General features: G+C 58.1%; 13 protein-coding genes. 9 read left to right on the forward strand and 4 right to left on the reverse strand.

Annotation, left to right across the window (positions count from 1 at the left end; genetic code table 11):
* Window positions 1–415 (forward strand): gamma-glutamylcyclotransferase (locus ACXJ5O_RS08090; protein ID WP_457299438.1); only part of this gene is annotated, 415 nt, incomplete at its 5' end.
* 135 nt (window positions 416–550) lie between these two features.
* On the opposite strand, the gene tlpA is transcribed toward ACXJ5O_RS08090, so the two are convergent.
* Window positions 551–1228, reverse strand: a complete 678-nt coding sequence (tlpA, locus tag ACXJ5O_RS08095; RefSeq protein ID WP_457299439.1) for a thiol:disulfide interchange protein TlpA — start codon at window positions 1226–1228, stop codon at window positions 551–553.
* Window positions 1229–1263: 35 nt separating this feature from the next.
* Here tlpA and argH point away from each other — a divergent pair, with 35 nt between their 5' ends.
* From argH to ACXJ5O_RS08115, 4 genes are all read left to right on the forward strand, one after another.
* A complete protein-coding gene (gene argH / locus ACXJ5O_RS08100; RefSeq protein WP_457299440.1) occupies window positions 1264–2664 on the forward strand; it encodes an argininosuccinate lyase in 1401 nt (466 codons plus the stop codon).
* A gap of 79 nt (window positions 2665–2743) precedes the next feature.
* The gene (gene lptM / locus ACXJ5O_RS08105; RefSeq protein WP_112523509.1) at window positions 2744–2929 is read left to right on the forward strand and encodes an LPS translocon maturation chaperone LptM; all 186 of its coding nucleotides are present in this window, start codon (window positions 2744–2746) and stop codon (window positions 2927–2929) included.
* Between the two features lie 8 nt (window positions 2930–2937).
* Entirely contained in the window at window positions 2938–4203 is a 1266-nt protein-coding gene (gene lysA, locus ACXJ5O_RS08110; RefSeq protein WP_457299441.1) for a diaminopimelate decarboxylase, read from the forward strand.
* A 289-nt stretch (window positions 4204–4492) separates the two neighbouring features.
* A complete protein-coding gene (locus ACXJ5O_RS08115) occupies window positions 4493–7063 on the forward strand; it encodes a TIGR02302 family protein (protein ID WP_457299442.1) in 2571 nt (856 codons plus the stop codon).
* A 160-nt stretch (window positions 7064–7223) separates the two neighbouring features.
* Here ACXJ5O_RS08115 and hpt read toward each other — a convergent pair whose 3' ends face one another.
* Both hpt and ACXJ5O_RS08125 read right to left on the reverse strand, forming a co-directional pair.
* Window positions 7224–7760 (reverse strand): hypoxanthine phosphoribosyltransferase, encoded by a 537-nt coding sequence (gene hpt / locus ACXJ5O_RS08120; RefSeq protein WP_457299443.1) that lies wholly within the window; start codon window positions 7758–7760, stop codon window positions 7224–7226.
* 58 nt (window positions 7761–7818) lie between these two features.
* Complete coding sequence (locus ACXJ5O_RS08125; RefSeq protein WP_457299444.1) at window positions 7819–8205, reverse strand: hypothetical protein; 387 nt, start codon at window positions 8203–8205, stop codon at window positions 7819–7821.
* Between the two features lie 190 nt (window positions 8206–8395).
* Here ACXJ5O_RS08125 and ftsE point away from each other — a divergent pair, with 190 nt between their 5' ends.
* From ftsE to ACXJ5O_RS08145, 4 genes are all read left to right on the forward strand, one after another.
* Window positions 8396–9019: a cell division ATP-binding protein FtsE gene (ftsE, locus tag ACXJ5O_RS08130; RefSeq protein ID WP_245426436.1), complete on the forward strand. Its 624-nt coding sequence runs from the start codon at window positions 8396–8398 to the stop codon at window positions 9017–9019.
* Window positions 9012–10010: a cell division protein FtsX gene (locus tag ACXJ5O_RS08135; RefSeq protein ID WP_457299445.1), complete on the forward strand. Its 999-nt coding sequence runs from the start codon at window positions 9012–9014 to the stop codon at window positions 10008–10010. The genes ftsE and ACXJ5O_RS08135 overlap by 8 nt, the downstream gene beginning before the upstream one ends.
* Window positions 10011–10116: 106 nt before the next feature.
* The gene (locus tag ACXJ5O_RS08140) at window positions 10117–10812 is read left to right on the forward strand and encodes a YdcF family protein (RefSeq protein WP_457299446.1); all 696 of its coding nucleotides are present in this window, start codon (window positions 10117–10119) and stop codon (window positions 10810–10812) included.
* Between the two features lie 68 nt (window positions 10813–10880).
* Window positions 10881–11666: a lysophospholipid acyltransferase family protein gene (locus tag ACXJ5O_RS08145; protein WP_457299447.1), complete on the forward strand. Its 786-nt coding sequence runs from the start codon at window positions 10881–10883 to the stop codon at window positions 11664–11666.
* Between the two features lie 265 nt (window positions 11667–11931).
* On the opposite strand, the gene ACXJ5O_RS08150 is transcribed toward ACXJ5O_RS08145, so the two are convergent.
* Window positions 11932–13155, reverse strand: a 1224-nt coding sequence (locus ACXJ5O_RS08150) for a hypothetical protein (protein ID WP_457299448.1), incomplete at its 5' end; no start/stop codon positions are given.

Consider the following 13155-nt stretch of genomic DNA (forward strand, 5'->3'; position numbering starts at 1 on the left):
GTGCGTGCGCTCCTATGTGCATCGGGGGACGCCGGAGCGCCCAGGGCTGGTGCTCGGCCTTGATCGCGGCGGCTCCTGCCTCGGGATGGCGTTTCGCGTGCCTGGCGATCTTGAGGACGAGGTGGTCGCCTATCTACGAGAGCGCGAGCTGGTCACGAATGTCTATCTCGAACGGCGGCTGGGCATACAGCTCGAAGACGGGCGCAAGGTCGAGGCGCTGACCTATATCGTTGACCGCAACCATGTTCAGTATGCGGGCAGGCTTTCCGTAAGCGAAGCTGCAACGGCTGTGCGCGGCTCTGTGGGGCAATCGGGCCGCAATGAAGACTATGTGCACAGCACGCTCGAGCACATGCACAAGATGAAGATCCGCGATCACTGGATGGAAGCGGTCGTCGCGGCAGTCGATCGGTGATTCACGCCATGGCGGCCTGCAAACCGCGTTTTTCTGCGCTCCGGTGCTCACGTACCAGAATGTACGCTGCGCTCCGGTGCTCGAAAACCACCGTTTTCGCCTCGCCCTGACGTGAATCCAGACAGGCCCTGTAACCTACAGGCCGGTCGCTGTATCGACAAAATGGGCGGCGTCATCGCTGGACCAATCGGCCGGACCGTTCATCGCCGCAATCTGGCAGCCCTCCTTGTCGACCAGCATGGTCACCGGCAGGCCGAAAGCGAGGTTCTTGCGCTTCAGATCGTTGAATACCCCCATCGATGGATCGCGATAGAGCTGCAGCGACTTGACGCCGATCTCGCTCAGGAACGCCCTCGGCTTCTCGTCGTCGCCCGTATCGATGTTGATGGTCACGACCTGGAAATTGTCGCTGCCCTTCTTCGTCTCCAGCGCATCGAGGGCCGGCATTTCTTCGCGGCATGGCACGCACCACGTTGCCCACAGATTGACGAGAAGCGTCTTGCCCTTGAAATCGGCGAGGCGGGCAGGCTTTCCATCGGGAGCGGTGAAAGTCAGAGACGACATCGATTGAGGTGAGTCCGCGCCGCGCATGGCCGCGATGGCCCCGACGGCGGCCCCGTCTATCTTCTTGGCATTCGCGGTTTTCAACGCGCATTGATCGGACGCGTTTGTGCCGGCGACAATATTGCCAGAAGGCCGCTCCATCACGTATACCGCAACCGCACCGGCAAGAATGCCTGCGAGTGCTGCAGACAGGATGATCTTCCTGCTGTTGTCGCGTGGCGTTTTCTGCGTTTCGTTGCCGTCCGTCATTTTACTCTTCTCGCTTCTCACCCAAGGCGCTACCCATGTCCGACAACAAGAACAGCAATGAAATGTGGGGAGGCCGTTTTGCCTCGGGTCCCGCCGCGATCATGGAAGAAATCAATGCTTCCATCGGCTTCGACCAGAAACTCTACGCCCAGGACATTCAAGGTTCGCTTGCCCATGCTGCCATGCTTGCGAAAACCGGCATAATAGGGGCGGACGATCACGACAAGATCGCAAAGGGCCTGAACACGATATTGTCAGAGATAGAGACGGGAAAATTCACGTTTTCGCGCAAGCTCGAAGACATCCACATGAATATCGAGTCGAGACTGGCTGAACTGATCGGCGCACCGGCAGGCCGGTTGCATACGGCGCGCTCGCGCAATGATCAGGTCGCCGTCGATTTCCGCCTCTGGGTGAAGGCGGAATTCGAGAGGACGGCGATTGCCCTGAAGAAGCTCATCGAAGCGTTTCTGAAGCGTGCCGAGGAGCATGCAGCGACGTTGATGCCAGGCTTTACGCATCTGCAGACGGCGCAGCCGGTCACCTTCGGTCACCACTGCATGGCCTATGTCGAGATGTTCGGCCGCGATTTGAGCCGGGTCCGGGACGCCACCCTCCGCATGGACTATTCGCCGCTGGGTGCCGCGGCGCTGGCCGGGACCGGCTTTCCGATCGACCGGCACATGACCGCCAAGGCGCTCGGCTTTCGCGAGCCGACCCGCAACTCGCTCGACAGTGTTTCGGATCGCGATTATGCGCTGGAGTTTCTTTCGACCGCCGCGATCACCGCGACGCACCTGTCTCGCCTCGCCGAAGAGATCGTCATCTGGTCGACACCGCAGTTCGGGTTCGTGCGCCTGTCCGACAGTTTCTCCACCGGCTCATCGATCATGCCGCAGAAGAAGAATCCCGACGCTGCTGAACTGGTGCGCGCCAAGACCGGGCGCATAACCGGCTCTCTCGTCGGTCTCCTGACGGTGATGAAAGGCCTGCCGCTGACCTATTCCAAGGACATGCAGGAAGACAAGGAAGCCGTCTTCGATGCGGCCGAAACGCTGGAATTATGCATTGCCGCGATGACCGGCATGGTTGGCGACATGACCATCAACACCGCCGCAATGAAAAAAGCGGCCGGTTCAGGTTACTCGACGGCGACCGATCTTGCCGATTGGTTGGTACGCGAGCTCGGGCTGCCCTTCCGCGAGGCGCATCATGTGACCGGACGCGCAGTGGCACTTGCCGAAGAGAAGAAAGCCGAGCTCGGCAAGCTGTCGCTAGAGGATCTGCAAGCGATACACCCCGGCATCACCGATGCGGTGTTTGGCTATCTGACGGTCGACAAATCGGTGCGCAGCCGCAAATCCTATGGCGGTACGGCACCGGGTGAGGTGCGCCGCCAGATCAAATTCTGGCAAAAGCGTATCGCAAAGCTCTAAAACAATATTGGCCGGCGATGGGGGTGCAAAGAGCGCCTTCATACGCTAGACAGAGTAAACGCCATTCGGGATCAAACTTATGACGAGCCGTTCTTTTTTGACGACAATACTGATGTCGATTGCAATTTTAAGCGCTGTCTCGGCCTGTGGCCGAAAAGGCGATCCTGAGCTGCCGCCGGCTTCCGTTACGACGATGCCCGGCGAGCCGAAGACCGAAAAACCGCCGGTTCAGGACAAGCGTTTCATCCTCGACCCGTTGATCTAGGCACGTACGTGAACCATTTCGACTATAAAGACGGCGTCCTTCATGCTGAGGGCGTCAGCATTCCCGACATCGCCAAGGCGGTCGGAACGCCTTTCTATTGCTACTCCACCGCGACGATAGAACGGCATTTCAAGGTCTTCTCGGCGGCATTCGCCGATATGGATACGCTCGTTGCCTACGCGCTCAAGGCCAATTCCAATCAGGCCGTCCTGAAGACGCTGGCTCGCCTTGGTTCAGGCGCCGACGTGGTCTCCGAGGGCGAGATGCGCCGCGCACTCGCTGCAGGCATCCCGGCCAACAAGATCGTTTTTTCCGGCGTCGGCAAGAAGCCCGGCGAAATGGATTATGCGCTGGCAGCAGGCATTCATTGTTTTAATGTCGAATCCGAGCCGGAGCTGGAAATACTTTCCGGGCGCGCGGTTGCTGCCGACAAGATTGCGCCGGTATCGCTACGCATAAACCCGGATGTGGACGCCAAGACCCACAAGAAGATTTCCACGGGCAAATCCGAGAACAAGTTCGGCATTCCGCTTGCGAAGGCCACCACGATCTATGCGCATGCCGCCAAGCTGCCCGGTCTCAAGGTCACCGGCATCGACATGCACATCGGCAGCCAGATCACCGATCTCGAGCCGTTCGACAATGCGTTCCGGCTGCTGGCCGAACTGGTTGCGCAGTTGCAGGCGGACGGCCACGATATCAAGCATGTCGATCTCGGCGGCGGCTTGGGCATTCCCTATCATTTCGACAATAACCCGCCACCGCTGCCAGATGCCTATGCGCAAATCGTGCAAAAGCACATCAAGCCCCTAGGGCTGAAAACCATTTTCGAACCGGGCCGTCTCATCGTCGGCAATGCCGGTATATTGGTCAGCGAGGTGATTTACCTCAAGGAAGGCGATGCGCGGAATTTCATCATCGTCGATGCGGCCATGAACGATCTCATCCGTCCGACGCTTTACGACGCCTTTCATATCATCCGCCCGGTCAAGGAGCCTGCGGCCAACGATCCGCGTATTCGCGGCGATGTCGTCGGTCCGGTTTGCGAAACCGGCGATTATCTTGGCCTCGATCGCGATCTGCCGCGCCCGGCTCCCGGCGATCTCATCGCCATTGGAACGGCGGGTGCTTACGGCGCAGTACAGGCCGGCACCTATAACACGCGTCTGCTCGTGCCGGAGGTTCTGGTCAATGGCGACCGATTCCATGTGGTGCGGCCCCGCACTACCTATGACGAACTGATCGGTTTGGATTCGGTGCCGGAGTGGCTTTAGCAGTCCTAAGAAAGACCCCTCCCTGCTGCTACGCAGCCTCCCTCCCCACAAGGGGGAGGGTAGGGCCGTTGCACCTTTGATGCACGTACATGCAAATCTCCGGGGTATATGCGCTAGCGCCTGACCCTCCCCCTTGTGGGGAGGGACGGAGCGAAGCGACGGGGAGGGGCATCTCGTCCTTCTACACAAAACTATGATCGCATTTTTACCCCGAGGCCTCGCCTTTGCCACGATGAATGGTATTGTTCTATGATGCCAGCACCGTCGATGCCGGCAAGATGGAGTGTGTATGACCGATCAACACCCCGACAAACGGGACGCTGAAAGGTTCAGGTTCGATATTTTCAAAAGTATCGATCGCCTCCGTTTGTCTGCATGGTTGACCGTTGTTTTTGAACGTCTGTGGCCGCTTGTACTGCCACTGTTGCTTTCCATTGCCGTTTTCCTGTGCCTGTCCTGGTTCGGTATTTTCCGGATAATTCCGGATGCGTTGCGACTGGCGTTGCTCGGGCTCTTTGTTCTCTCTCTGCCTCTCTGCCTCTATCTCCTGCTCAGATTCCGTCTACCCGATCACTCGGAAATCAGCCAGCGGCTTGAAAGCGTCAACACGCTCGATCACCAGCCGATCACCATCCAGTCGGAAGAGCTCGTCAACAAGAGCATTGATCCGTTTGCTCAGGCGCTGTGGGACGAACATCGCAAGCGCATGGCCGAGCGCATCCAGCATTTGAAGAGCGGCCTGCCGCAAACCCGTATTCCGGAACGCGATCCTTGGGCGTTGCGCGGCGTTGTCGGCCTGCTTCTCGTTGTCGCGTTTGCCTTTTCCGATGGCCCGCTCGGCGGCCGCATCAACGATGCGTTCCGCAGTCATAGCAAGAGCGAAGCCATCCCGCCCCGTATCGATGCCTGGGTAACGCCTCCACGCTATACGGGACGCGCACCGCTCTTCCTGACAGCGGCAGCCAATGACGAAGAAAAGCAGTTCACCATTCCGCAGGACAGCACGCTCATCGTCCGCATTATCGGCGGCAGCGGATCGGAGAAGGTCACCCAAACGTCGATGGACGGGGAGGCAACCGATATTGCGGCGAAGGACCAAGGCAAGCCGGAAGACAATCCAGCAACCGCCAAAGCCCGGCCGCGTAATTTCGAACTGCCGATCGGTGCCAACAGCACGGTCAGCCTGTCCGATGATGGCAACCCGCTTGCCGAATGGGCGTTTTCAGTAACGCCGGACCAGCCGCCTTCCATCCGTTTCACCAAGGATCCTTCCAGTGCCGCAAATGGCACGATGGAGGTTTCCTACGAAATCAAGGATGATTACGGCGCATCGAGTGCGGTAGCGCAAATCGAGCAGGCATTGCCTGCCGACAAGGATGCGCGGCCACTCTACAAAGCGCCTGACCTGCCTCTGGCACTGCCGCGGCGCGGTGATCAACCCAAGGAAACCACAACCACCAAGGATCTCACCGAGCATCCATGGGCTGGTTCCGAAATTCGTATGACCCTGGTCGCGACTGATGACGCGAAACAGGAAGCCAGAAGCGAGACCAAGACGTTCGTCATGCCCGAACGCCCCTTCGCCAACCCGCTGGCCAAGGCTGTCGTGGAACAGCGCCGCATCCTGGCGCTCAACGCCAATGCGAAGCCGCAAGTGCTCGATATGCTGGATGCGATCACCATCTGGCCGGAAGAGACTATCAAGAACGCATCTCATTACCTCGCTTTGCGCAGCGTGCGCTCGCGGCTCAATCTTGCGCGCAGCGATGACCAGTTGCGCGATGTCGTCGCCTATATGTGGCAAGTCGCGCGTGGCATCGAAGATGGCGCGCTTTCGGACGCCGAGCGGCGCCTGCGTCAGGCGCAGGAAGCCTTGAAGCAAGCGATCGAACAGGGTGCAAGCCAGGAAGAAATCGAAAAGCGCATGAAAGAATTGCGCAGCGCCATGAACGAGTATCTGCGCGAATTTGCCCAGAAAGCCCAGAAGAATCCGAATATGGCTCAAATGCCAAATCCTAACGCGATGGAACTGCGGCAGGAGGACATAGACCGTATGCTCGACCGCATCGAGGATCTGGCCAAGCAGGGAGCGAAGGATCAGGCGCAGCAACTGCTTTCCGAACTCGAAAACATGATGAACAATCTGCAGATGGGCCAGCAGCAGCAAAACCAGCAGGGCCAGCAAGGTCAGATGCGTCAGCAGATGGACAAGCTGGGCGAACTGATGCGGCGCCAGCAGGAGATGATGAACCAGACCAACCGGCTTGAGCAACAGCGTCAGAATGGCATGCAGCAGGATCAGAGCCAAAGCCAGCAGGGTCAAAACGGCCAGGAGGGTCAGCAAGGCCAGATGTCCGAAGAGGATATCGCCAAGGCCCTGCGCGGCCTTCAGGAAGGCCAGGGCAAGCTGCAGTCTGATCTCGAACAAATGATGAAAGATTTGAAGGGGCTCGGCATCAATCCCGGTGAAGGTTTTGGTGATGCCAACAAATCCATGGGCCAGGCGGGAAAGGCACTGGGCGATGCGGATGGCGGCCAGGCGGTTGACCGGCAGAGCAACGCGCTCGATGCCTTGCGTCGCGGCGGGCAGGACATGATGAAACAGATGCAGCAGGCCATGGGTCAGGAAGGCCAGACCGGCGGACCCAATGGACAGCAGCAGCAAAATGGCAGGCTCGATCCGCTGGGACGGCAACGTTCCAGGGGAGATTTCTTCGACGACTCCAAGAATATCGTCCCCAAAGATCTGGATATTCAGCGGGCGCGCGAAATCCTGGACGAAATCCGCAAGCGCCTCGGCAATGCGCTGAGCCCTCAGATGGAAAAAGACTATCTGGAGAGATTGCTGAAGTTTGATTGAATTTAGCGCAGTTGCATAAGGTTTGGCGCCATACCCTCCCCCTTGTGGGGAGGGAAGCTGCGAAGCAGCAGGGAGGGGCTTTTTTTATAGCAGCAAGCAAGACCCCTCCCCGAACCTGCGGTTCGTCCCTCCCCACAAGGGGRAGGGTAGGGACGTCGAGCTAATCCACCACCACACCCACATAGGGCAGTTGCCGGAAGGAATGGCCGACGTCCATGCCGTATCCCACCACGAAATAATCCGGGCATTCGAAACCTTTGAAATCGGCTTCGATATCCGTCTTGCGCTTGACGCTCTTGTCGAGCAAAACCGCAATGGAAACGCTGCGTGCGCCGCGCTCCAGCATGAGCTCCCGGGTGAACTTCAGCGTTTTCCCGGATTCAAGAATATCGTCGATCAGAAGCACGTCGCGGCCATGCACATCGCTGTCGATATCGCGGAGCAAACGCACTTCGGTGCTTTCCGTGCCCTTGCCATAGCTAGATACCGTTATGAACTCCACGTCCGGTTCCGCTCCCGCATCATGCATGGCGCGGATGAGGTCTGCGGCGAAGATGAAAGATCCCTTGAGGATCGAGATCACCAGCAAGTTTTCGAAATTGCGGGCGACGATCGCTTTGGYAAGGTCGAGGTTCCGCTCCGCGATTGTCTCGGCGCTGAAAAGGACCTCGATAGTTTTTCCGCCGACTTTTGGCATGCAGTTTTTTTCCGGTTAACGATATGCAACTGCTATAGCCCGATCGCCGCCTGGAAATCTAGCGCGCGAGTTCGTTCTTATGTGCAACGGAACCTGTGGTCAGCATCGGATCGTCAGCGGGTGACGCTCCGGACATTAATGTATGGCCGCCGGTTATCCAGAAGACCGAAACTGCAACCAACGCGACCACTAGCCAATAGCCGAAGCCCGGCCCCTTGAGTTCTGTGGTTTCGCGCGCATGCAATATCGTCATCGCTTCGTCGCTGGGCAACAGGCGTTGCCATGTCTCAGCCCCAGCCCCAGCCTCCTTGGTGACAGGACCGCGCGCCAATGTCTCGAAATCGACATCCTCCGCACCACCCTTGTCGATGGAAGGCACAGCATTCAAACTCAGATTATCTTTGGTTTCCATTGTATCGATCTTTGCAAAATACGGTTTTGGCATCGTCTGCCCTCATGCAGACAATTTTTTCCGAATCATGGGGCAGCCTATCCCACAAAAATTAATGTTTTGGCCGATGCCCGGCTGCGTTTGATGGGTGGCCAAATCCGTCCACACAAAATAGAACACGCATGGACACGAGATTGGAAAGTTACGCTTGATTCGCTTTGAGAATGTCGGTTTGCGATACGGAATGGGCCCGGAGGTTCTGCGTGATGTCAGCCTCCATATTTCACCGCGGTCGTTCCAGTTCCTGACCGGCCCGTCGGGAGCCGGAAAGACGTCACTGCTGCGGCTGTTGTTCATGACGCTGAAACCGACGCGTGGCCTGATCAACGTCTTTGGCAAGGATATCGCCACGATCTCGTCGAAGGAAATGCCGCTGCTGCGGCGCCGCATTGGCGTGGTTTTCCAGGATTTCCGTCTGCTCGACCACATGACCACCTATCAGAATGTGGCGCTGCCGCTGCGTGTGCGCGGCAAGGAGGAGGCGACCTATCGCGCCGAAGTTGAAGAGCTTCTCGACTGGGTTGGCCTCGGCGAGCGCATGCATGTGCTGCCGCCCGTCCTTTCCGGGGGCGAGAAGCAGCGTGCGGCAATTGCGCGGGCCTTGATCGATCAACCGGAAATTCTGCTCGCCGATGAGCCGACCGGCAATGTCGATCCGCCCCTGGCGAGACGCCTGCTCCGGCTTTTCGGCGAGCTCAACCGCTCGGGCACGGCGGTCGTCATCGCGACGCATGACCTGACGCTGATGGACCAGATCAACGCGCGGCGCATGATCCTCGACCAGGGGAGGCTCGACATCTATGATTGACGCCGCCCGTATCAAATATCTGGCGCTCGACCTGTTTGGCCGTGCCATGGAGCGGTTTCGGCCCAAGAGCGGGCAGGCGCCAATCGTGCCCGCCGGCAATGTTGTTGGCCACGCCCTGATGATCGTCATCGCCATCATGACTTTTCTCGCCTGCCTGACGATTGGCGCCGTCAGTCTCGTCCAGTCCACGGCGGCGACGTGGCAGAGCCAGATTTCGACCGAGGCCACGATCCAGATACGTCCGGTCGAGGGCCAGGACATGGAGGCGCTGCTCAACCAGGCGAGCACCATTGCGCAGGGTTTTACCGGGGTGAAATCGACGCGCATCATCGACCGTGCCGCGACAGAGCGTCTGCTGGAGCCATGGCTTGGAACCGGTCTCGATATCGATGAGCTGCCGGTGCCAAGGCTGGTGATCGTCACGCTCGACGAAGCTTCACCGCCGGATTTCGCGGCAATTCGCGCCGCGCTGGTCAAGGAGGTTCCGGGCGCCAGTTTCGACGATCATCGCAACTGGGTCGACCGGCTCGTTTCCATGGCGCGTTCGACGGTCCTGATTGGCATGGCGGTGCTTGCGCTCGTCGTGGCAGCGACTGTGCTAACGGTTATTTTCGCGACACGTGGCGCAATGGCCGGCAACGGACACATCATCGAGGTTCTGCATTTTATCGGTGCCGACCAGAATTTCGTTGCGCGTCAGTTCGAGCGGCATTTCTTCTGGACGGCGCTGAAAGGTGCCGCTTGCGGCGGCGCGCTTGCCATCGTCATTTTCCTGTGTATCGGCTGGTGGTCGTCGCATAATCTGGCGACGCCCGAGGCCGACCAGGCGACGGCGCTTTTCGGCAATTTTTCCATTGGATCTGGCGGCTATACGGGCGTCGTTCTCATCATATTGGCCGTCAGTATCCTGACCATGATTACAACAAGAATGACGGTCATAGCGCATTTAAGACGGGTTGACGGGCGCAGCGGCGAAAGTCACGAAACCTGATGCCATTTCATTCATTTTAATATCCGGATTGTACAACAGCTGAGCCCCAGCACTTTTTATTAAACAGAACAAGAACAAACCTCGAACAAGGCATTTTTAATCCAACATGGGCGCAAACGACAGCAACCAGCAAGATCAGATTGCTACCACGCGCGGCGGACGGCTGCTCGCCTTCATCCGCAGGCGCATCGTGCTTCCGCTGTTCATCGTCTGCGTTCTCGGTCTTGTCCTGTTCATTGGCGGGTTCATTTTCTTTGCCGATCGTGTCACCACCTTGGAGGCACCGGACCTTACCCGGCCTGCCGATGGGATCATCGTGTTGACTGGCGGTTATTCCCGGATCGAAGGGGCGCTCGATCTCCTTAAGAACAAGCGCGGCGAGCGCCTGTTCATCAGCGGCGTGCATCCAACGACCAATCGCAATGAATTGCAGCGTGTGACCGGCGGCGACGCCACCCTGTTCGAATGCTGCGTCGATATCGACCGTTCGGCACTGGACACCRTCGGCAATGCCGCCGAGAGCGTCAAGTGGGCCCATATGAACCAGTACAAGCGGGTGATCGTGGTCACCAACAACTACCATATCCCCCGCACGATGGTGGAACTCCGGCGCGTCTCGCAGGACATCGAATTCATCCCCTATCCGATTATCAACACCAACCTGCGCGACGGCGACTGGATTTCCCGCGGCCTGGTGGTGCGGGTGCTTCTGGTCGAATATATGAAATATCTTGGTGCCGAAGTTCGCTCGCGTCTCCCGGATAGCCTGTTCGGGTTCAAGCTTGGCGTGAAGACTTTTTGAGAGTTCACGGCAGGGCCACATTGGTATACGAAGGCGCAAGGCCAACCCTATCCCGAGTCCTGACCTAAATGACGATCATTCGATCAATCGCCTTCAACACACTCTTCTATCTGAATTTGATCATCCGGATGATCATCTTCACGCCCTATTATTTCTTGAGCCCGCGCAAGCAGGCATGGAGCGTTCCGAAAAACTGGGCGAGATCGAACCTGTGGCTGCAAAAGGTGATCGTCGGCGCAGACGTCCACATCGATGGGCTGGAGAATATCCCGGATGGTCCGTATATATGTGCGCCGAAGCACCAATCCTTCTGGGACACCTATGCCTTCCTGCCGCACATCGCCGATCCGGTCTATATCCTCAAGCGGGAACTGACCTGGATTCCGCTGTTCGGCTGGTACATTCAGAAAATGAAAATGGTGCCGATCGATCGCGGCAAGCGCTCCGCGGCCATGAAAGTGGCGGTGAGGGGCGCGCGCGAAGCTGTCGCCGGAGGCCGGCAGCTGATGATTTATCCTGAAGGCACACGGACCGCGCCGGGTGCGCCGCCGCATTACAAATACGGCGTCGCGCACATCTATGGCGAACTCGGTGTTCCCGTCGTTCCGATCGCGCATAATGCCGGCCTCTATTGGCCGCGCCGCAAGTTCATGCGCTATCCAGGCGTTATCCACTGCCGCATTCTGCCGCCAATCCAGCCGGGGCTCGACAATGACGCGTTTTTGAAGAAGCTCGAAGAGGTCACCGAAGCGGCCTGCGACGAGCTTCTGATCGAAGCAGCGAAGTCAGACAATCCGCCGCCCATGCCGCCAACAGCGGTCAGGCGGCTGAAAGAACTTGGGGTGGCTGTTTAGGGCCTGTCAGGTGGACATACCCTTCTTCCGCCACCTCCGTCATCCTAAGTCCTCGGGTTAAACCCGAGGATGACCCGAGGACCCACACTTTCTTGAAGAAACACGAACGCAACGCTGTGATTCGAGCGTCCCAATGGGTCCTCGGGTCAAGCCCGAGGATGACGGAGAGGGAGGAGTGTTTCAATCAAACCCTGAAGCCTCTATCGCACCCGCCAACCCGCGGTCCGACCCTCCCCATCGAGGGGAGGGTGGAGGTTGCGGTTCGCTATTGCTGGGCGAGCTTCTGTACGGGTTTGTCCCGGCCGAGATTCTGTAACTCGATGTCGGTGATCGCCACCTTGCCGCTCTCCTTGGGGAAGACGAGTTTCAGCGTTTTGAGGTTGTTTGTGTCGATGCCCTCGAAGGCGGCAAGCGGGATCGCCACCATGTTCATCAGGATCTTCACCTGACCCTTTTCTGCGAACGGTGCATCATTCGGATCATCGACCATCGGAATGTTCGTAGCCTTTTTGTCTTCGGCCCCGTTCAGATGCATAACCGCCGGTTTCGCTTCGGTCTTTTTCTTTGGGGCATTGTAGGTTGCATTGCTGAAATCGCTTGCCTTTAGCATTGCGGTCTTGCCGGCGCTGTCTGTCAGCGTCACCTCGACCTCCTGGCCCATGGGCCGCACAACGGCAATGCGGAAGGTGAGTGAATCCATGCCCCTGGCGGAAAGGCCCATGAGGTCGGTGACAATGGAAGGTTCTTTGGCTGACCAGGCTAGTTCCATATGGTCGGCAATCGAAAGCATGTTGTCGTTGTTCTCTCCCGTGGAATATTCGAACCCAGGCAGCAGGCCAGGCAAGCATTGGCCGCTGTCAGAGCCGCCAATCGGCATCTCACAGCGCGCGGATGCATCAAAGCCTTTCAAGGTGATCGCGCCGCCAAGCTCATTCCCGGTTGCACTCTCATCGCGCGCGAAACGTGCGATGAGCTTGCGGCTGGGGGCGCCTTTTTGAACAGTCAACGCGACACGTTCGTCGCATGGACCGTCTGTTGATGGGCAGGCAGCGTTGGGAAGCTGGGCAGTGCCGTTCCAGTAGGCGGCAAACTTCTGTTCGCCACCAACATGAAAGCGCATGAAGGAATTGATAAGGAAACTGCCTCCGCGGCGCTGATCTACCTGATTGAGGCGCATGGAGTTCGGCCGATTATTGGCACAATAGGATTTCCCATCATTGTGCCCAGAGGGAACGAGCACAGGTTTCCCCTTCCCCGAGTAGCGCAGCTTCAGGACGTTCATGTCGTCGTCGCTCCACTCCGTATTGTAGAAATTGTGATTGGCGCCGAACACCTGGATTTGATAGCGCGGTGCGATGTCGGTGGAAAGGCCGAATCGGTTATGGTCGAACGATCTTGCGCCATCAAGGTAGCTGACATCGCCATCACAGGTGGGCAGCAAGTTGGCGAGCGGCACATTGTTGACGCCGAGATTACCATTATTGTCCAT

The organism is Phyllobacterium sp. P5_D12, assembly GCF_054049495.1.